Annotated in this window: 16 protein-coding genes; 1 reads left to right on the top strand and 15 read right to left on the bottom strand. The window is 35.1% G+C overall.

What is annotated here, in order from left to right; all coding sequences use genetic code 11:
- Position 1 precedes the first annotated feature (1 nt).
- The 6 genes from B6C84_RS01015 to gss form a co-directional block, all read right to left on the bottom strand.
- The gene (locus tag B6C84_RS01015; protein ID WP_086321212.1) at positions 2 to 1966 is read right to left on the bottom strand and encodes a vWA domain-containing protein; all 1965 of its coding nucleotides are present in this window, start codon (positions 1964 to 1966) and stop codon (positions 2 to 4) included.
- A gap of 13 nt (positions 1967 to 1979) precedes the next feature.
- Positions 1980 to 3020 carry a flagellar basal body-associated FliL family protein gene (locus tag B6C84_RS01010; protein ID WP_086353774.1) on the bottom strand — a complete coding sequence of 347 codons (1041 nt, stop codon included), beginning with the start codon at positions 3018 to 3020 and terminating at the stop codon, positions 1980 to 1982.
- 134 nt (positions 3021 to 3154) lie between these two features.
- Complete coding sequence (locus B6C84_RS01005) at positions 3155 to 5830, bottom strand: putative virulence factor (protein WP_086321210.1); 2676 nt, start codon at positions 5828 to 5830, stop codon at positions 3155 to 3157.
- Positions 5827 to 8853 carry a virulence factor SrfB gene (locus B6C84_RS01000; RefSeq protein WP_086321209.1) on the bottom strand — a complete coding sequence of 1009 codons (3027 nt, stop codon included), beginning with the start codon at positions 8851 to 8853 and terminating at the stop codon, positions 5827 to 5829. Before B6C84_RS01000 ends, B6C84_RS01005 begins: the two co-directional genes overlap by 4 nt.
- A gap of 8 nt (positions 8854 to 8861) precedes the next feature.
- Positions 8862 to 10496, bottom strand: coding sequence for an SrfA family protein (locus tag B6C84_RS00995; protein ID WP_086321208.1), 1635 nt, complete (start codon positions 10494 to 10496; stop codon positions 8862 to 8864).
- A gap of 219 nt (positions 10497 to 10715) precedes the next feature.
- Positions 10716 to 12608, bottom strand: coding sequence for a bifunctional glutathionylspermidine amidase/synthase (gene gss, locus B6C84_RS00990; protein WP_065614687.1), 1893 nt, complete (start codon positions 12606 to 12608; stop codon positions 10716 to 10718).
- Between the two features lie 188 nt (positions 12609 to 12796).
- On the opposite strand from gss, the gene ybeD reads away from it, so the two are divergent.
- Complete coding sequence (gene ybeD, locus B6C84_RS00985) at positions 12797 to 13063, top strand: DUF493 family protein YbeD (RefSeq protein WP_065577848.1); 267 nt, start codon at positions 12797 to 12799, stop codon at positions 13061 to 13063.
- Positions 13064 to 13128: 65 nt separating this feature from the next.
- On the opposite strand, the gene adk is transcribed toward ybeD, so the two are convergent.
- The 9 genes from adk to pdxY form a co-directional block, all read right to left on the bottom strand.
- Entirely contained in the window at positions 13129 to 13773 is a 645-nt protein-coding gene (gene adk / locus B6C84_RS00980) for an adenylate kinase (RefSeq protein WP_065577849.1), read from the bottom strand.
- Between the two features lie 39 nt (positions 13774 to 13812).
- Positions 13813 to 14064, bottom strand: coding sequence for a YfgJ family double zinc ribbon protein (locus B6C84_RS00975; protein ID WP_081300053.1), 252 nt, complete (start codon positions 14062 to 14064; stop codon positions 13813 to 13815).
- 3 nt (positions 14065 to 14067) lie between these two features.
- Positions 14068 to 15534, bottom strand: a complete 1467-nt coding sequence (gene der / locus B6C84_RS00970; RefSeq protein WP_086321207.1) for a ribosome biogenesis GTPase Der — start codon at positions 15532 to 15534, stop codon at positions 14068 to 14070.
- Between the two features lie 18 nt (positions 15535 to 15552).
- Entirely contained in the window at positions 15553 to 16725 is a 1173-nt protein-coding gene (bamB, locus tag B6C84_RS00965; protein WP_086321206.1) for an outer membrane protein assembly factor BamB, read from the bottom strand.
- A 26-nt stretch (positions 16726 to 16751) separates the two neighbouring features.
- Positions 16752 to 17486 carry a YfgM family protein gene (locus B6C84_RS00960; RefSeq protein ID WP_065577852.1) on the bottom strand — a complete coding sequence of 245 codons (735 nt, stop codon included), beginning with the start codon at positions 17484 to 17486 and terminating at the stop codon, positions 16752 to 16754.
- Positions 17487 to 17509: 23 nt separating this feature from the next.
- Complete coding sequence (hisS, locus tag B6C84_RS00955; RefSeq protein WP_086321205.1) at positions 17510 to 18787, bottom strand: histidine--tRNA ligase; 1278 nt, start codon at positions 18785 to 18787, stop codon at positions 17510 to 17512.
- 24 nt (positions 18788 to 18811) lie between these two features.
- Positions 18812 to 19921: a flavodoxin-dependent (E)-4-hydroxy-3-methylbut-2-enyl-diphosphate synthase gene (gene ispG / locus B6C84_RS00950; protein ID WP_065577854.1), complete on the bottom strand. Its 1110-nt coding sequence runs from the start codon at positions 19919 to 19921 to the stop codon at positions 18812 to 18814.
- A gap of 86 nt (positions 19922 to 20007) precedes the next feature.
- Positions 20008 to 20448, bottom strand: a complete 441-nt coding sequence (locus tag B6C84_RS00945) for a helix-turn-helix domain-containing protein (protein WP_165754941.1) — start codon at positions 20446 to 20448, stop codon at positions 20008 to 20010.
- A 58-nt stretch (positions 20449 to 20506) separates the two neighbouring features.
- The gene (gene pdxY, locus B6C84_RS00940) at positions 20507 to 21373 is read right to left on the bottom strand and encodes a pyridoxal kinase PdxY (RefSeq protein ID WP_086321203.1); all 867 of its coding nucleotides are present in this window, start codon (positions 21371 to 21373) and stop codon (positions 20507 to 20509) included.
- Positions 21374 to 21377 lie beyond the last annotated feature (4 nt).

Here is a 21377-nt window from a genome sequence, read left to right as displayed (position 1 = left end):
TTTATGGCAACATTTCTAATGGTACAGGATAGACATTTTCACGTGGATCACTACCTTCAGATAGTGAAATCCAACGATCAACATCAGCATTACATTTTTGATAATAACGGACTTTGCTATTTAGATTACGAATAAACTTTTCTTGTTCAATTCCACTCATACTTTTCCATGTTTCTTGGTCAAGACCTGTTACATCACTTTTATAGGGAATATTATCTAAATACTCGCCAAGTAAACCTAAATCAGCAATCTTAGTGACAGAATCTGATTTTAATTTATTTGGATCTTGTCCCATTGCCGCAGCAACAGAACGTAATTGTGAAAACATATCATCGGCTGAAATTAATCCATCATTAGCTGCATTAGCAATCTTAGTCACAATATCACTCAAATCACTTAATTGTGATTTAGTTAACAAAATTCGCGGTTCCGCAGTTGGAATTGCCGGTTTAATAAAATCTTTATCAGCAATCCATGCTTTGAAAACAGTTGGCGCTTTAGTTCCTTTAGTATCACCTAGATAAGCTAATTGCATCGCCTTACTCAATAGTAAAGCATCTTTTAGCATATTAGAGTTATCATCATCTTTAGCATTAAGCGCATTACCAACTGATGATTCACCTTTATAAGCTAATTTAACTTGCTCTGATAAAGCTTGTGCTAATGAATCTACTTTCTTTCCAAACTCATTAACATCACCAGCATTAACGGGATAATATAATGATTTATGAATAAAATCGTTATAAGTCAAGTCAGAATATTGAGCTGCGGCAACTTGATGATCCTTTTCACCACTTTTTGTTTTTAAATGTAAGGCATAAATTGCAACACCTTTATGTTGTGCTTCAAGCCGTAATTGAGCAGCATCCATACCAGTACTTGACAGTTTATCATCACCAGGAATTGCACTTGCATCAGTAATCAAAATCATATATCGAGCACCAAAGCTATTCCAATTAATATCATTTAATGCTTGCGATACACCAGCATAAGAGTCTTCGGCAAAATAAGCAGTGGATACTGATGCCTGTTTGAGTGAAGCACTCAACGCTTTAAAATCATCTTTATTTTTTACTTTATTTGGATCTGCAAAAACTTTACTAACAAACTCTAATTTATCTGAGGCTTTTAAACTTGAACGAAACGAAATCAAACCAAATTTAACCTGCTCTTGTAAATGTTCTTTTTCAATATGTTGATAAACTCTTTCTACCGCTTCTTTGGTCCTAGAAATATAAGGATCCATTGAAATAGTTGAATCAATAACAAATACAATAGCAGCCTTAAACGGTGCAACTTGATTACTGTTATCATCAGAAGATGAATTCGTAGATTTGTTATTATTTTTAACGACTGTTTCTTGTTTACTAACCGAAGCAACCTCTAAAATTCTTTCATAAAAACCTTGACCATTCATTACCTCTTCACCTTGTAAGATAGGTAATAAATAAAAATTACTTTTAAAATCAATAAATTCTTTAGGTTCTTGAGCCACCACTTGTGGTGCAACTTTATTCTTTTTTAATGTATCACGAATAGGTGTTATTAATGTTTCCGGTTTATCAGCATCAACAATTGTTGATAAAGAAGCTTTATCTTTAAAAAATAATAAAGGATCACGTTCAACAGGATTAGTAAAAACTAAAGTCAATTGCATATTCCAAGCAACAGCACAGGAATTATTAATCCAACCAACAGTTTTACCATATGAATCAGGTCCGACATTTAACCATTCTTGATTATTTTCGTTTTTACGTTCGTACACATAATAACGAGAAAAAGCAGGTACTGATTGACCAGTAGCATCATTAATATTTTTTTTCAACTCACAAGTTGGTGTACTCAAGACTCGCTGATAAAGTGTTGTTTTACCGGCTTGCTTTAATGGTTCTAAAGCCGAACTAACCAAAGGTAAGCAAGTCAGGCTAAATCCGAAAATCAATGTTGAAATTACTGTTTTTTTCATACCTGCACCTTAATTATTTTTGTAATTCTGCTAACCGTTCTTTAGCCAACTCGTTATTTGGATCATTATTTAATGACGTTTCATACCAATAAATTGCCGTTTCTTTATCAGCCTTAAAACACTGGTTATCTTGATAAAACTTCACATCGTATTCTTTCGCATAAAGTAGAGCCACTTTGGCATTCAATAAAGATTGATTTGCATATAAACGCTGTGCGATATTACATTTATTAGCTTGTTTGGCCTGATTTATGATATCAATTACGGTGTCAGTATCAGGTTTACTCTGTAAACATTGCTGAATAAAAGATAAATCATCGGTTGTAACATTAGCAACATTACATTGACTATTACTTTGAGTTAGAGACGTTAAAGGATTTTTACCTTGAGAGAATAAGAAATACCATACTCCAACACCAATCCCAGCTAAAGTTAGCAGAATGACAAAAATAATAATAAACAACCCTAATTTACTTTTGGTTTTAGCGGGTAGTGGTGATATTGCTGGTGCAGGCGTTACTTCTATTTCCGTTTCTATCTCTTTTTCAGGCTCTGCTATTACCTCATTTTCAACCTCAATTATTTGTTCTTCGGTTTCTGGCTCTACAGATTGAGAATCATCAGATTCAACAAGATTAGAAGTTACTTTATCCGACTCTAATGTATTTTGTTCAATCTCATCAGATATTGATGATTGGGTATTTAAAGCAGATGAAGGGAATACTGTTTCAGCAATACTTACCACTCCTCTATCAGTATAGTTTTGATTCTGTTTATCACGAATTTCGATAAGGAATCTAACACGATTTTCTTGAGATAATAAAGAATCAACTAGCCATTCACCAACTAGGCCACTTAATTGTTCATTATCGACAGACATGTTAGTTACAGTATGCCAATTCTTTTCCGGACCCCATTGATTCAGTCCAGACAAATAATAACCGTCTTGGTTACGTTGAATAAGCAGATCAACATCAGCACTACCACTCCATTTTTGAGCCAAAAATTTAGCAATGCCTGGTTTATCGCCTTCTAATTCAATTCTTAATGCCATGATATCCTCTATTTCATCACTATGATTGTATCAAATGGTTTGGTACATATTTCATAATGTAAGGTAGTTTTAAAACTACCTTATTGTTATTAATAATTATTAAATTATTGTCATTTAATATATTCACAATAATACTAATGTATTTGTGATTGCTTAAAACAAGTTAAAATTTCACCAAGTTGAGAGTTTTGTTCTTGACTTATTTCACGGCCAGCATGGTGACCAACATTTTCTTGAGCAAGCGTTGCAAAGGCAATAAACCAATCAAATATAGCAAACTGAGAATAATTTTTAGTCTTATCATCAAGTACCGGTAATGGATGTGACAATTGACTTGAGAATTGACTCAATGGCGGTGAAAATATCGGCTTACCTTGATTAACACGGCTAACAGGGATATTGCTTGTTTGCCCAGGAATAAAACCAAGCCATGCAATAAAATCAGCCAATAACATATTAATAGAGCTAACCTGCCGAGACTCAAGATCATCACGCTTACTACCTACATTTTCATTAGCTAAAACTTTTTCAGTTAAGCTAGTATCAAGTTTCAAACGGTTAGCACCCGTAATCAACTCTTCAACAATAAAAGAGAGTGCTTTCTGATCAATACTGAAAAATTGTAGAATATGTTTATCTAATACAATATTTCTTAAATGTTCTAGCCATGCAGTAAACACATTTTTAGCAAATTTTGATTCGCTAGCGATATTAGCAACTACCTGAGGTTGTAAAGGTGAATTTACTTCCGGAAAAAGTTCAAAATCGGTATTTAAGCCAAAATCGTTTGAAGAATTATCGATTACGTCATCACCGCTAGTATTGCTGATATCATTATCCATATGGCTAGAATGATACAAAGCTCGAATAGTTTGATCCGGCAATTCTAAAACTTTAAGTAATTCACCTAATAATAATGCTTTTCCTTGTAGTTCTTTTACAACATTATTAATTATCTGTTTTTTCTTACCTAATTCTTCATCGCTACCAGCTTGATACCAAGTATCAAAACGCATATTGATAATATAATCAATTTGTTCATTAAGTTGTTCAACAATCCGCTGTTGTTTAACTTCAGTAATGGCGACTTGTTCTAAATACTGGCTAATTCGGCCAATGCCACCATCATTTAATTTTAACATCGCATCCCACGCTTGATCAGGAGCGTTGACATACTCTTGAATATCTGGATTTTCAACGAATGTATTTTTCAACATTAACATTTCTTGTCGATAATTTTCATTGTAAGACAATTCAATATTTGCTTTAGCATCGACATTTAAAAATGGTACGTCAAATCCTGGTTTACGGACCAAAAATACATTGTTAAATTTACCATCATTTGACCAATTGGATAGCCAATCATAACTACCAAAACGTTCTAAAATGGTTTGCTGTAATAAGCCACCTTTACCCCAAGTATTTTTTAAATTGTCTTGGGATAACGACAATGATGCGCCAATTCGTTTATCAAACATCGTGATAGCCCATAGTAATCCAGCTTTCTTTGTTGCTCTTTTATCAGCTGTTTCGCCTTGGGTTTTATCAATCCATCTTTGTAATACTGGACCAACATCATTAACATCTGATTGTTTATCCGATGGCGTACAAACTACCAAAACATTCATCTCTTGGCTATCAGTGTATTTTTCAAAAAGATAAGCGACTTTACCGCGTAATAAAAGTTGAGCGATAGGATTACCTTCTTTGACATCAGAAATAGAAATTAAATTTAATCGACCACGATATCCTGGGAAATCAAGCAGATCGACATTCTCAAAAGTAGGTACACGAGTTTGATTCACTAATGGGAAGATCAATTCTGCAGTTAAAAAGGCTAATTGCGCTAATGATATTGATGTTGGCACTCCATTAAGTGGCGTAACGGTTACCGATGAATCATTTTCAGTATTTAACCTTTCAAGCATATCGACATTCATGATGCTATCAATCTGTGATTTAGTACCATCACCATTGTCCTTAACTAACACGGTGAGGGGCGCATAAATGGTATTTACATGATTTAAGCTTAATAAGGTTGTCGCCAATTGAATATAAATTGCTGTAAGTTCACTGATACCACCCCATAACACAGAAAGTAAAGCACCACGGTCTGTAATCGAAAGATAAGGTAACAATGACATGGCTTTTTCCCAATAACCACCTTTCAATCCTTCAAGTGAATTGCCAAAATTTTCAGATAAATAATCATACAGATCAACGATATCATCTTCAGTTATACCGCCGGTGTAATCAGCTTGCTTTTTACTTTCGATACGTTGAATAAGTTGATTTAACTCTGAAAACTCAACTTTATTGATAACTTTTTGTTGATCAAAATCTTTAAAATAGGCATTAATTAAGATTTTAACAATTTCTATTTCTTGAAATAATTTCAACTCTAATGGATAGTTGGCAATACCACCTTTGGCTGTCCGACTAAACCGAGTAACAAGTCCGGTTGCCTCTTTACCTCCACCGACAGGATTTACGTGATCAATAAAATCTAAAACTTCATTATCAACTACTGTTTCAAGTTTACCATTTTCACCAGCCGCTAATGCTGAAATAAGATAAGATTTACCTGCTTGTGACAAACCAAAAAAACCGACCGCAACGGATTTAGTCGACACATCACCTAAACGTTTAGCACTATTACGTAATCGGCGAAGATCAAGAATTAAATTATCAGCTTCATTATGCAAACGTTTCGATGAATCTCGGGTTTGATTGACCCATTCAATTGCCTGTGCTGATGCTTGATAAATCTGTTCCCAAGATTTAGGAAGTTGTTCGTTTAAATTTTTCATCGTTTTATCATTCCACTATCAAGCCAATATTGTGTGCTAATTAGGCCAGAATTTACCATTGTATTTAGACTAAGCTTTATATCTTTGGTTTTACTGCAAGCACGTCCATCAGAAGCTTTGACATCTTTAATATAGAAATTCTCAACTGTTTTTTGTCGATTTTTTATTCCTAATGTTACTTCTAAAACTACTCCTTCAGCACTTAATCTTTTAGCCACATCACTATTTTCAATAGTTAAAATATAAATTGCTGAGGCAGGCCAACGATCAATTTCTAACTGTTTGAAACCAAGTCTTGTTGTGCCTCGAATTTCAAAAGAGATCTCAGGAAAATCATAATCAGGATCATCTAAATCGATATCTTGATAATAAATATTTTCTTTTTTTATCATATTTAGATTATCTAATAGACCAATATATTTAACCGTTGAATACAAATCCATATTGGCGGATCTAAAATAAAAATTAGCTAATCTTAGGTTTTTACTTAAGAAACATAACATGGCTCCAACTGCTGCTGTTGTTTTAGGATCATCAATGCGCTCTTGTTTATGGAAAGGATACCAGCCACCGGTATAATAACCATGTAATGGTAAAACACGCCCTGCTGGAATAGATAAACGAGAACGGAAATAGCTTTGTACACCAGGTAAACGAGATGGTCGACCGGTCAATAACAATACATCACATTGATAACAGCTAATAATTTCAGATAAGGCATCGAATGTTTTACAAATATTATAATAATCACCACGAATAAATAAGTGATGAATACGTTTAAGATTTATTTCAACATTTAAATCAAGAACGGAAAATTCAGGATTATTTAGAGCCCGACGAACCGGTTCATTAATAAAATTAAGAACATTATCTGTCATCACATTATTTCGTAATAACTCACCAAAAGTCATGTTATACACATGTTTTTCGGAATGTAATGGTTCATAAAGTTCATATAGTTTTAATACCTGTAATCCGACAGGTGTAAATAACTGTAAAGTTAATTGTTGTCGTAACACAGCATCTTGAATTGATACCTGCTGTGAACCAATAATTGTCGATAAAATCGGATTAGGATCAACAAGTCCAACCTGTTTTAATCCATTAGTTAATGAAGATAAAACTGTATCTTGGATGATATCAAGCAAAATATCATCACCTGCAACTTTAAAGCCATCACGAAAGCGTTGAGTTGGAACAAGGTAAGCATTACTACTATTAAGTTGTTTATTGGCTCCATAATCCAGTTCGTAATCATTGATGACCAAATCTGTTGTTCCACCACCAATATCAACTGTGGCAATTGTTAGTTTTTGTTTATTGGTTTTGTCTGGTCGTACCATTGAAGCAATAAATTCTTCTGAACGACCATTATAATTGTTCTGCGTTTCGTTAAAGAGATAAACAACTTGGCCACAGGTTGCTTCGTCCCATTGAATATAAACTTCAGGAATATTTGGCCAAATACTTTTCAATTGCTCAGGATTACTAAAATCAATATTATCTTCAGAATTATCCCAACCTAAGCTTTTCCAAACTAGGCCAATAGCTTGATAAACACAGCTTTTAAATATTGCTTGTTCTGGTTTAGGCATTGCCGGGGGAATGGTAAGAATAATAGAACGCAAATTACGCGGTGTTCTTGCGTGTTCAAGCTTGTTGCGTTGAGCGACACTATTAATTTGCATTAGAGCATGCATTAATACTTCACATAGCATAAATGTCATTAGTGAACTACGTGAATATTTTGGGTGGAAAACTGGTATTTTTCGGTCAAATTCTTCCTCAATTTCATTACTGAGGATATGCAGTGCTTCACCATACTCATTAATTAAACTTGAAAATGGCTCTGCGGTAGCAAATGGCTCATGATCACTTTTGACATAATGAGAATTAAATCGCCAACCTTGCTCATACTTTTCTTGATCCCATAAATAACGTTTCGGGCTTGAAAGTCCGGTAGCACCTTCATTCCCTTCGCGGCGACTAGCTAAACGGCTCGCTTCTTTTCCAACCCGAACAATACTTGGCCAGCGGAATGTATCTCGTCTACCACTTTGTAGTGAAAAGTGTTCTTTACCAAAAAAAGTTTGCGCAAATTCTACTCGACTTTCGAATGGTTCATTATAGATATGTTCAGGTTGGGTTAAATCTCGAATTTCAAGCTCATAACGACGATTTAAACTATCTTTATCTTGAATATGATCTTCTATTAAAATGCCACATGTTCTTGAGTTACCAACATCTAAAATCATATCAACAGGAATCGATTTAATCACATCATCTCGATTATTCGAGACAATTTTAATTTTTGGTAACTGTAATGAATCAGCAAGCAAACTAAGAATATTTAAATAATGACCATAATAAGCTTTATTAGCTATTTCTAAATCAATATCGTCTTTATGTACTTTTAGACGTTCTGGTTGAGGAGCTAATTCTTGGAATAAATCAATCAACCAACTGGTGATCCATTTTTGCTCTAAATACCATGAAACTTGATCCGAACGATGAGCTAAACTGAATACAGCACCGGTTTTTACATCATTTTCCGTTGGTGCTAAATAAGCAACATCCTGCATATTGGTAAAAATTTTTGTATCAAAGGCAAAAGTAATACGATGAGTATTGCCATCTGGATCTTCACCTTCAGGAATATTAACAATTCGCACTCGACTCCAGTTATGAGGTCCTTTATCGAAGCGCTCTGGCGGAATTGATCTGAGAATTGGAACTGGCAACCAAATACCATCATATAGTTTTAAGGATTGCTCAACACTAATCTCTTGAGTAGGTGTGACAGCAAAAGAAAGATTATCTGGTGCAAAAAATTTACCATTATCGATATCTTCAATTAATCTAACTAACGCTCCACTTTCTGATGGATCAATAAAACAGCCATTAACTTTACTGCGCCATTGATTATCTTTCCAATCTATTTTTAATGCAAAATCAAGAAATTGAATCCCACTATTCATGATAAGTGTAACTTCTTGACCGTAGTTGCGTATTTCTGGAAGCATATACAATCCTATTGTTTTTTCATCGTAATTGGGAACGAAGTCCCGTTATCATAAATTCCCTGACAATCAGCTTGATTGTTTTTGCCTGATTTACACTGAATTTTTGGTAATTGATATTTAGTATTATCACTGCAAATGGCTTCGGTATTACCAGTAATATTTAAATTAGCATTTTGGATACCTGTGCCAACTTTACCAACACATTTAACGCCATCACTACGAGTAACCGTAACTTCGCCATTACCTTGATTAAAATTATAACTTAATTGTAATGGTTTACCTGTTGCTTTATCTTGAATACCAGCACCAACTGACCATTGACCATTTAAAAAGTTTGTTGATCCCTGTTTTAACGCGTCAGCAGGCAAAGATAAATTATTTACTTGATTAGCATTTGCATTAGCTTGATTGCCTTGATCAGAATTACTATTCGTTATAGCTGGTTTATTATCTAAATCAGGTGTTGGTGGCACTTGTCCATTTTTATCATCTTTATTTTGCCCATCTTGATTATCTTTTTTATCATCAGATGGATTAGCATTACTGCCTTTATCACCTTTATCAGCCTGATTTCCCTGTTCACCTTGTTCGCCATTATTTCCTTTATCATCAGGTGAAGTCGTAGATTGTGGTTGATCTGTAGCACCATCTGAATTTATATTATTGGCTATTCCTTGATCTGATGCGGTTGCTGCCGAATTATCAACTACAGCTGGATCTGTAGCAATACCATTAATTGGCTGTACATTAGGATCTACTGCAACTTTTCCATTTGGTACTATACCATTAACCACAGTAACAGGTTTATCATTAACCTCTTTGATTTCTGGCTCAGGATCTTTTTTCTCTTGCTTGTCCTCTTTATCATTTGCCACTGTTGGAACCGGAATATCAACTTTACTATCTAATGATATTTTAGGATCGATAGATACACTTGGCTTCCAGCTACAACCTTTTAACCAAAATATTGCTAATAATAGTAATAATAACAAGGGTAATAATCCTAACAACCATATCCACCAGCGCTTCCACCAAGGTTTTTTAACAATAACATCTTGTATTGGAGCTGTGGTTGCAACTTTTGGAGCAGCTTTTCGAAATGCTTCTAAACAGTAAAAAGGTGAAGTTGCTTGTGGCGTCTGAGGGTTAACAAATCCCCAAAAAGTGATAACCGGTTTACCATTGACAATATAGACAAACTGATTACTAGGAAAACGTAATGCCATTAAATTAGGTTCAAGACTATCTGAGCTCTGTTTTGGATCGTAAATCAATCGACTAAAAAGTAATTGGTCGCCTTCTAGATTAGGATTATTTGCTAATTTTTGGCCTAACTCAATGACTTTACTTTCGAATTCTTTCAGTAAAACTAGTGCAGACTTTTGTTCATCTTCACTAGCTGAAGTCCACGGGATAATATCATATTGACCATCAGGTTGTTCTGAGTCGAAGGGAATGTACCAATCAACAATATTGCCCTGATCATTACGTTGGGGAATAGCTAAACAATCAGAGTATTGGCGGCCTAATTTAACTCGGAACATTTCACGGATTTGCGAAGCGACAAGATAAGCTGCTTTGCCGTCATGTCCGAGCATTTTAAAGTCTTTAATATCGCCACTGCGCAATAATGTATTTGCCATATATCCTGATATTCCTTTATTTTGATTATATTTTTAATAATTATTATTTGTAATAAATCAATTCTATCAAAAAAGTTAAGTTATTGTCATTGTCAATCAAATAGATAAGATATTTTAGTTATTTTTAATAAAATGAAAATATCTTAATTAGCTCTGTTTAATTAAACAACAAAACTCACCATCTGTCATTGGCAAATTGATGTTTAAAAACCCCTTTCCTCAACTTTTTTTGTAAAATTGTTTAATAAATTCCTCATCAGTTAAGACTCGTAAAGGCTGCATATCACTTTCCCCCCTTATAACTAAAGAAGGATCTGAACGTAAACAAGCTCCACCATAATGACCACCAACGGTAAAGGTACAAATTTGTAAATAACGATCATCAACTTTAGGTAAACACCATAGTTCTTGATAAATGTTTTCTTGTTTAGCAAATCGGCCAACCGTTTTATCCAATACTTGCTCATGACGACCAACTAACTCGATATCACTCCCCCTGCGCCCAGCAATCGGCTTAATGGCATAACCTTTTTTTATTAAGTTGTCATTGAGTTCAAATGTAGATTCCAGCAGATAACGATGGTTTGGAAATAGCGACCATAATACAGGTAAAATAGCTTTGTTACTTGGGATGACTGTCCATAAAGGCTCAAAAACAGACACCTCAGGTCGAAGTAACACATCTATTAATCTTACCGAATTTTCTGGATGCCAAGTTCTAATTGGTAATCCAGCCACTTGGGCTTCGCTCTCTTGACGAAGTTGTTCAAGTACAGTTTCCCATGCCCAAGTTTTCCATACGCAGGTGACCTGACGTTGCTCATCATCTACTAATCGACCTCGTTTATCCCAACTGAGACCTGAGAGTCCACGTAAAATCTTGCTTTCAAATCCAGCTTGAGTCAGCGCTTTTTGCATAAATAATGCATGATAATTTTCTTCGCTATCATTATCTTGCATGATATGTACAAATGCTTTTGCATCACTATGTTTCCAACAGTTAGCTAATGCATTAAGTAGACCAGCACTAGGATTTACTCCAGCATTTAATTCGGCTTGTATTGCCCAATTTTGTAAAATTTGTCCAGCTTCGGTATGGCATGAAGCTGAATCAGCATTATATTCATAAACTTTAAAGCCTCTTTCATCCATACAGAAATCTAGTCGGCCGGTTATCATCTGATAACGGCGTTGTTGCCATGATAATCTAAGCCGAGGCCAAAGTATTTCGGGAATATTGAAATTACACAATAAATTATCATCTTTTAAAACTTTATCGGTAGCATGCAAATACATCAAATGAAGTTCGTTTGTTGCACGAATAAGCTCCTGTTCAGCGCTTTCCGAAATAGTAAAATAACGATACTGATCATCATGGCTTATGGCATGTCCAGTTGCTGACACATAGGCACTTTCTAATGGGTCACTCTCGTTTAACCATTTTTTATCAAATTGACCATGATTTTCGATATGAACACTATGGATATCGAGTAAATGCTTAGCAACATTCGGTTGTGGTAAACTATGAAGAGTATTCTCAGTTTGAATCATCCAGCCTAAAATATTGGTATCATCAAAAGTGTCGTGTAAATAATAGCCATCATTGGATACCGTCATTTTTAATTCTCGAGTCCATTGTTGACCAATAGGAAGCCGAGTATGGACAACATTTTGTTCGGCAATTCTAATTTTATTATCAAAAACTTCAGTAATAATCGCTACATGACCAGTTCTATCAAACATACCGCCGTCATCCCATATTAACAATGCTCCCGCTTCTGGCATTTTTTTGCTACCATTAGCAAATGCTTGCAATGGTAAAATGGCTTCATTGATCACTTGACGAAGAAATCGTAATGAAAATATTTCATGAGCCATACCAACATCAGTAAAGACAATCCCATAATTTAGAAATAAAAATCTTCTAGCAAATTCGACACATTGCCACTTATAGCCCATATACTCATGACCTGAATAACTTCTAAATGATGCATCATTAGGGTATTGTTCAGGATTTAATGTTTCATAATCAGAAGAGTAAATAGCAACACCACCCGGTGCATAGCCAAGTAATGTACCAAAAGGTTCTTTGTTAGCTGATTGGGATAACATGTTATTTTAGCCTTTTAAAATAATAGTAAGGTAGGTTTTACTAAGCTATGTTAGAATTTGACTATCATAGATCAAATTATAGGCTTTAAAAAGTAATGTTTATTATTCTGAACTTGAAGAATAATAAACTGACTATATATATGCAATATCTTTAATAGCTGTATTGATAAAACGAGAAAAAGACTATTATGCAACAAACAAAATTAAATGAATTATTAGATTTCCCTTGTTCTTTCACTTATAAAGTAATGGGTGAAGCAAAACCAGAATTAGTTGATAAAGTTGTATCCGTGATTCAACGTCATGCACCAGGGGATTATACGCCGTCGATCAAACCAAGTAGTAAAGGTAATTATCATTCAGTATCCATTACCATTAATGCAACCCATATTGATCAGGTAGAAAATCTATACAAAGAATTAGGTGAAATCGATATCGTAAGAATGGTTTTATAATCTTTATTTTACGAAAAATAAGATAATTATTAAAAGAGGGATAGTTTTATCCCTCTTTTTTTGAATTAGCCTAAAATTTTAGTCAATTCATTGGTCACAGCGGAAACAGCTTGTGTCCCATCAATACGGAAATATTGAGTTCGACCTTCTTTGGCTTCATGTTGATAATATTTGACTAATGGTTTAGTCAAATCATGATATTCAACAAGACGTTTACGGACGATTTCTTCACTATCATCTTTACGAATAGTTAAAGGTTCGCCAGTTACATCATCAATATTTTCAACTTTTGGTGGATTATGACGAACATGGTAGACACGTCCTGAGCTTGCATGAATACGACGACCACTCATACGGTCAATAATCACTTCATCAGGCACATCAAATTCAAGTACGAAATCAACATCGATACCCGCTTCTTTCATTGCATCTGCTTGCGGCACAGTACGAGGAAAACCATCTAATAAAAAGCCATTTTTACAATCGCTTTGCGCGATACGCTCTTTAACTAATGCAATAACTAACTCATCAGTAACAAGCTTACCATTATCCATTAGCTCTTTTGCTTGTAAACCTAATGGACTTTCTGCTTTTACTGCTGCACGCAACATATCGCCAGTTGAAATTTGCGGAATTCCATATTGTTGCATAATAAATTGTGCTTGAGTTCCTTTTCCTGCTCCTGGTGCGCCTAATAAAATAATTCGCATAAAATAACCTCTTATGGCTTTAAATATAGATACAATTTTCTATTCTGGTAAATAATGAAATATCACTTTACTGCTGGAAATTAAGCCATCAGTGTGACAAATATAGTTAATAGCGCCACAGCCTTTAACCATTTGCGCATTTTGTCGGCAAATTGGGCAAATATACTGTTCTTGATAATGCTGTTGGCAATGAGGACAATCATAATGTTGTGGCGAAACAATACTCATTCTATTATGACACTTAGGACAAATACCTTCTTGCCCACCATCTATCATCTTTGTTTCTGTCATAAGTTATTTACGACCTCGTACATGTTTCATTAAACGACGACGTTTACGTTGTTGCGAAGCAGTCAAACTATTTTTTCGACCTTCGAATGGATTGGCGCCTTCTTTGAATTGAATTCGTATTGGCGATCCCATAATTTTTAAGGAACGTCTAAAATAGTTCATTAAATAACGTTTATAAGAATCAGGTAAATCTTCAACTTGATTACCATGAATAACCACAATGGGAGGATTATAACCGCCGGCATGGGCATATTTTAATTTAACACGACGTCCTCTGACCAATGGTGGTTGATGGTCATCTTGTGCCATTTGCATTATTTTAGTTAATAATGCAGTATTAACACGACGTGTAGCACAATCATATGCTTCTTGAATTGAATCAAATAAGTTACCTACACCACTACCATGAAGCGCAGAGATAAAGTGTAGACGAGCAAAATCGATAAAATCAAGTCGATCATCTAACGTAGTTTTCACTTGTTCTTTAATATCTTGTGATAATCCATCCCACTTATTAACAGCAATAACCAGTGAGCGCCCACTATTAATAATAAAGCCAAGCAAAGACAAATCTTGATCAGAAATACCTTCTCGCGCATCAATGACCAAAATTACGACGTTAGCATCTTCAATTGCTTGTAACGTTTTAATAACCGAGAATTTCTCAACGGTTTCGGTTACCTTACCTCGTTTACGAACACCAGCAGTATCGATCATAATATATTCACGATCATCGCGTGTCATTGGTATATAAATACTGTCACGTGTTGTACCGGGCATATCATAAACCACAACCCTTTCTTCGCCTAAAATTCGATTAGTTAGTGTTGACTTACCAACATTTGGTCTACCAACAATAGCAACTTTGATTGGTTGGTTGATGAGCGACTCGGCTTCATCTTCAATATCATCATAAGATTCAGGAAGAACATCATCTAGCGCATCCTCTGACAAGACTTCATTTTGATCATTGGCAAAATGAAAAATAGGATCGAGCACCGTTTCGATTAATACATTCACTCCACGACCATGACTCGCGGCAATCGGATGAATGTCACCTAATCCTAAACTATAAAAATCAGAGATTGCGCTATCGGCATCAATACCATCAATTTTATTAGCAACTAAAAACGTTGCTTTTTGGCGAGATCGAAGATGTTTAGCAATTGCATGATCAGCTGGCATCGCACCGGCCCTTGCATCTACAAGAAATAGTACGATATCCGCTTCTTCAATTGCTTGTAAGGATTGTTCTGCCATAAAGCTTTCAACCCCATCTTCAGTGCCATCAATACCACCTGTATCAATGACTATATATTCGTGCCCTTTGATTTCGGCTCGGCCATACTTACGATCTCGCGTTAATCCAGGGAAATCCGCCACTAAGGCGTCTCGAGTTCGAGTTAATCGATTAAATAGAGTCGATTTTCCTACATTCGGACGACCAACTAGTGCGACAACAGGTACCATATTTATTCTCTAATTACCTTAATTTTTTGTGAATGCGTAAATATCACCATTTTTAGCTTGGACAATAATTTTATTATCTACAACTAATGGCTTCGAAATCAATCCACTGCTACTTACTTGTGTTTTAGCAACTACTTCTCCATTATCTTGATTTAACCAATAAAGATAACCCTCAAAATCACCAACAATAATATAATTTTGATAAATAACCGGATCGGTTAATTGACGATGTAACAAACCTGCCTGAGTCCAATTCACTGCACCACCATTTTTGCTTACTGCTTGAACATTGTCATCTTGATCCACGATAAATAACTGATGTGAATCAACGGCAAAGCTATGGGTAGATCCCATTTCTTTACGCCATACAATTTGCCCATTACTTAAATCAAGTGCGACAACATTACCATTATAGCCAATTGCATATGCCAAATTACCTTCAATAACTGGGGTTGAATCAACATCATTTAATTTGTCAATTTCAGTCGATCCACTTGGTTGAGATATGCGTTGCTGCCAAATAAGTTGTCCATCATTAAGATAGTAAGCATTCACGTGACCTGTATCATCACCAAGTATAGCGGCGCCATGAGCAATAGTTGGTGTTGAATTACCTCTTAATGAAAGTGTTGGTACTTCAAGAACAACATCCCATACATCTTCACCTGTGTTACGATTCAAAGCTTGTAAATTACCGCTAGCGGTATGAATTATTAGTTTATCATCAGAAGATACTGGGCGAGCCAGTACTTCACCTTTAACCGGTTTTTCCCAAATTACATTACCATCATTACGATCTAATGCGTAAACAACCGCACGTTCACTACCGACATAAACATATCTATCATCAGCACTTACACCGCCAGAAAATAACGCTGTTTTACTGCTGAATAATGTACTTTGTGATAAATTTTTGTCCCATATAGTATGACCAGTTGATAAATCAATCGCTTTAACTTGCCCACTACGGCTAGCAACATAAATAGCATTATCGTAATTAATTGGCCCTAATAATGAATAAACATGTGTATTGCCTGCTGTGCTATTTCGCCATATTTCTTGGATTGGAAATTGGTTATCCACTTTTGGTGAAGGTGAAATTTGGACAATTTCTTCTTCTCCACCAAACAATGAACACCCCGCAAGTGAAAACATAAAAACACTCATAAACAGACATTTTGATAACTTCATCGTATAGATCCTTATATCAGGATAAATTAATCTTCATTTTCTTTAGCTGCGTTTTTTTGGGCTTCAGCTTCTTGCTTAGCTTTTTCCTTAGCGGCAGCTTCTTCTTGTTTAGCTTGTTCAGCTTGTTGTTTATCTTTAAGATATTGAGCTTGATTTAACTTCATTTTGATATTTTGCTCTAAGGCTTGAGTAGGTGATGAACTTAATGCAACATTATAAGCCTCCACAGCCTCATTGTAATTGTTCATTTTCACCAATATATCGCCACGAATATCATTAACTACCGGCGCCCAACTTTTTTCGGTTACTTTAGTTAAAGTCGCCAAACTTTCTTGATAATGTTCTAGTTGATATTGTATTTTTGCAATACGAATATAACTTATTGATTTAATGATATCTGAATCAGTTTTACTTAACGTATCTGTAAGTAATTTTTCTGCTCCAGCATAATCTTTTAATTGTTCTACATAAAATTTTGCTGCTCTAAAATTAGCAAAAACACTATAAATAGTATTATTATCTTTAGCAAAAGAGACTAATTCATTAACTGAATCAGGATTATTATTATCTAATTTAGCAATTAATTGTTCATAATGATCGGAAGATTCTATCACTTTTTCTAATTTATAAGATTGCCAATAACGCCAGCCATAAAAAGCTAGTAATCCAATTACAATAACCGCAACAATGATTTTCCACGTTTTAGCAAGAAATTCTTTTATCTCTGAAACTTGTTCTTCGCCAGACAATTGATGACTCACGTTTTTCTCCTATTTTCCTTAATTTACAATATTGCTAAACAAGTTTGAACAATCTCTTTTTCTGCAACTTCAACTTGTTCGCCTGTTTGTAAATTTTTAATTGTAACTGATTGATTAGTAATTTCGTTTTCGCCAATAATTACAGCTATTTTAGCACCTAATTTGTCCGCTTTGGCAAATTGTTTTTTAAAATTACTACTACCGTAATTAGTCACAATTCGCTTATCAGTTAACCCATCACGGAGTACTTCTGCCATTTTTTGAGCTGCAGCTATCGTTTTTTCATCCCCCGAAGATATCATATAAATATCAATTGAACTATCTCGATTTAATGAAGGATTAACTGCTTGTACTAATAATACCAAACGTTCAACCCCCATGGCAAAACCAACTGCTGGTGTGGGTTGTCCTCCAAGTTGGCTAACTAGACCATCATAGCGTCCACCGCCACAAACTGTACCTTGAGCCCCTAAACTATTCGTTACCCACTCAAAAACGGTACGGTTATAATAATCTAAACCACGCACCAATCTTTGGTTAATATTATATTTTATTCCTGCACTATCTAATAATTGACACAAACCATCAAAATGAAGTTTAGATTCTTCATCTAAATAATCAAATAATTTTGGTGCTTGATTAAGTAATTCTTGAATAACAGGATTTTTTGAATCTAACACCCGTAATGGGTTAGTATACATTCTACGTAAACAGTCTTCATCTAATTTATCTTTATGTTGCTCAAGAAAACTGACTAAAGCATTACGGTAATTTGCTCTTGCTTCAACTGAACCAATAGAATTAAGTTCAAGTGTTGTATGCTCTTCAATACCAAGTGCTTTCCAAAAACGTGCTGTTAATAAGATAAGCTCGGCATCAATATTAGGTCCTTCAAGGCCAAAGACTTCAACACCAAATTGATGAAATTGACGATAACGCCCTTTTTGCGGTTTTTCATAACGAAATGCAGGCCCTAAATACCATAGTCGTTGTTCTTGGTTATAAAATAGACCATGTTCAATACCAGCTCGTACACAACCAGCTGTAATTTCAGGGCGGAGAGTAATACTTTCATCATTACGGTCATTAAAAGTATACATCTCTTTTTCAACAATATCGGTAACTTCACCAACTGCACGTTTAAATAGTGCTGTATCTTCAACGATCGGTGTTCTAATTTCATTATAACCATAACTATTTAGTACACCTTTAACAATTTTTTCAATTTGTTGCCATGTTGCACTATCATTCGGGAGTAAATCATTCATTCCCCGTATTGATTGGATTTTTTTCTCTGCCATTTGTTTATTCGCTATCTAATAAAGTTATAGTTCAGTTGTTGCAATTCTATTTTTTAAAATTGATGCCTTAGCACGAATTTTAGCTTCCAACTCATCTATCATTTGTTCATTATCAATACGCCCTATGCGCACACCATCTTCATAAAAACCACTTTTGTTGTGACCGCCAGCAACACCCATTGTAGAGGCTAAAGCTTCGCCCGGACCATTCACAACACAACCAATAATCGATACATCCATTGGTGTTATTATATCTTCTAGTCGCTGTTCTAATGTATTAACAGTACTAATTACATCAAACTCTTGCCTTGAACAGGTTGGGCAAGCAATAAAATTAATACCTCTAGCTCGAATACGTAGCGATTTTAAAATATCAAATCCAACTTTAACTTCTTCCGTTGGATCAGCTGCAAGGGAAACTCTTAATGTATCACCAATCCCTTCCGATAATAATAAGCCAAGCCCAATCGCTGATTTTACCGCACCACTACGCACTCCACCAGCTTCGGTTATTCCTAGATGCAAAGGTTGCTTAATTTGTTTTGCCAATAATCGGTATGAATCAACAGCAGTAAAAACGTCTGAAGCTTTTACACTTACCTTAAATTGGTCAAAACCTAGCCTATCAAGTATATCTACATGTCGCATAGCAGATTCGACTATCGCTTCAGGTGTCGGCTCGCCATATTTTTCCTGAATATCTTTTTCCAGCGAACCAGAGTTTACACCAATTCGGATCGGGATATTTTTATCCTTAGCACAATCAACAACCGAGCGAATCCGTGATTCATTACCAATATTACCGGGATTAATCCGTAAACAATTCACACCATATTCAGCAACCTTTAAAGCAATGCGATAATCAAAGTGAATATCGGCAATAAGTGGAACTTTTACTTGTTGCTTAATTATTTTAAACGCCTCTGCAGCATCCATAGTTGGAATAGAAACTCGAACAATATCAACTCCTACACGCTCAAGAGCTTGAATTTGAGCTACTGTCTTTTCTACATCGGTCGTTCGAGTATTCGTCATCGATTGCACAGCAATCGGCGCACCACCGCCTATTGGCACATTACCAACGTAAATTCGGGTTGATTCTCGCCTAATAATTGGTGACTCTTGATGACTCATAAGATGCCTAATCATATTACAAAATAACTAGGACGCAATCTTAACAAGATTTAAGGCAAATGTCTGTATGTGAATAAGAAAATTTGCTAACTGTTAACGCGATCTGAAGGCTGTGGAGAAATATAATGACTAACTTCAATAAAGTTACTTTTATTTTGTGAATTGACATAGTATAAGCCAACACCTAATGCACAAACTAAAGCAAACAAGCCAAAAAAGAACGGTTTCTTACTACGTTTTGTTTTACTATATATCGGTTTAGGTTTTTTAGTTTCTTTTACTAAATATTGTTTAGCTAAAATTTCGAGATGAGGTTGATATTCATCTGCTGATAAGCCAACAATATTGGCATATGAACGAATATAACCTTTAACAAAAACAAAAGGGGCATGAAGTAACTGATCATTTTCAATTTCAGAAATAACCGCCGTTCTAACATGAATTTGTTCAGCAATATCTTTTTGCGATAAACCCATATTACTTCTTAAATCGGAAAGAATCTTACCCAATGAAATATTGTCTTCCATTAATCCCCTCATTGTCTTACTATCCGCAATTTTTTGTTATTTTTACATATTTTCGCAATTAATCAATTCTTTTTGCATTAAACCACAGTTTAGGGGTTTCTATTTCATTTTGTGCAGCTACTAATTGCAATTCATATTCATTTTGTCTTAATGTTTCAAGCATAACCGCATAAACCGCCGATGTAGTATGCTCAAATGCTTCAACCATGGATTTACCAAGCATAATATTTGCTAAAAACAGCCCACTAGTCATATCGCCAACACCAACTGGTTGTTTGACACCAAAATCAACTAACGGCCGATCAATATGCCAAGCTTCATTTTCTGTTACTAACAACATTTCAAAACGATCTTGTTGATAGCCCGCTCGACTTAAATGTTTAACTAAAATTGCTTTAGGCCCTTTTTCACAAATTGAACGGCATGCTGAGATTGCTTGACTGACATTATTAATCGGCTGTTTACCGTTAAGTTCTTCTAATTCTAAAATATTCGGTGCCATCATGTCTGATATGGGTAAAGCTGTATTACATAAAAATTCTGCTACACCAGGAGCGACAAAGCATCCTTTTTCGGGATGCCCCATTACAGGATCACAAAGATAAATTGCTTCAGGATTCTCAGCTTTTACTTTTTTCACAATTTCAATAATTGCATTACCTTGTTCTGGTGACCCCATATAGCCACTTAATACGGCATTACATCGTTGTAATTCGCCAATAGCATTAATTCCATCAGCGATATCGGTTAAATGAGATGCAGGCATTACCGTTCCAGTCCATTGCCGATATTGGGTATGGTTTGAAAATTGTACCGTATTTAATGGCCAAACATTCACACCTAAACGACGCATTGGGAATACAGCAGCACTATTACCTGCATGACCGAAGACAACATGCGACTGAATCGATAAAATATTTTTCATGAAA

It is taken from the genome of Gilliamella apis (genome assembly GCF_002142155.1).
Lineage (GTDB): Bacteria > Pseudomonadota > Gammaproteobacteria > Enterobacterales > Orbaceae > Gilliamella > Gilliamella apis.
The sequence above is the reverse complement of the archived record's forward strand: the minus strand, read 5'-3'. Positions and strand labels throughout refer to the sequence as shown.

Bases quoted from the DNA above. Each gene is read 5' to 3' on its own strand.
- B6C84_RS01015 (WP_086321212.1), bottom strand. From the start codon at position 1,966: ATGAAAAAAACAGTAATTTCAACATTGATTTTCGGATTTAGCCTGACT.
- B6C84_RS01010 (WP_086353774.1), bottom strand. From the start codon at position 3,020: ATGGCATTAAGAATTGAATTAGAAGGCGATAAACCAGGCATTGCTAAA.
- B6C84_RS01005 (WP_086321210.1), bottom strand. From the start codon at position 5,830: ATGAAAAATTTAAACGAACAACTTCCTAAATCTTGGGAACAGATTTAT.
- B6C84_RS01000 (WP_086321209.1), bottom strand. From the start codon at position 8,853: ATGCTTCCAGAAATACGCAACTACGGTCAAGAAGTTACACTTATCATG.
- B6C84_RS00995 (WP_086321208.1), bottom strand. From the start codon at position 10,496: ATGGCAAATACATTATTGCGCAGTGGCGATATTAAAGACTTTAAAATG.
- gss (WP_065614687.1), bottom strand. From the start codon at position 12,608: ATGTTATCCCAATCAGCTAACAAAGAACCTTTTGGTACATTACTTGGC.
- ybeD (WP_065577848.1), top strand. From the start codon at position 12,797: ATGCAACAAACAAAATTAAATGAATTATTAGATTTCCCTTGTTCTTTC.
- adk (WP_065577849.1), bottom strand. From the start codon at position 13,773: ATGCGAATTATTTTATTAGGCGCACCAGGAGCAGGAAAAGGAACTCAA.
- B6C84_RS00975 (WP_081300053.1), bottom strand. From the start codon at position 14,064: ATGACAGAAACAAAGATGATAGATGGTGGGCAAGAAGGTATTTGTCCT.
- der (WP_086321207.1), bottom strand. From the start codon at position 15,534: ATGGTACCTGTTGTCGCACTAGTTGGTCGTCCGAATGTAGGAAAATCG.
- bamB (WP_086321206.1), bottom strand. From the start codon at position 16,725: ATGAAGTTATCAAAATGTCTGTTTATGAGTGTTTTTATGTTTTCACTT.
- hisS (WP_086321205.1), bottom strand. From the start codon at position 18,787: ATGGCAGAGAAAAAAATCCAATCAATACGGGGAATGAATGATTTACTC.
- ispG (WP_065577854.1), bottom strand. From the start codon at position 19,921: ATGAGTCATCAAGAGTCACCAATTATTAGGCGAGAATCAACCCGAATT.
- B6C84_RS00945 (WP_165754941.1), bottom strand. From the start codon at position 20,448: ATGGAAGACAATATTTCATTGGGTAAGATTCTTTCCGATTTAAGAAGT.
- pdxY (WP_086321203.1), bottom strand. From the start codon at position 21,373: ATGAAAAATATTTTATCGATTCAGTCGCATGTTGTCTTCGGTCATGCA.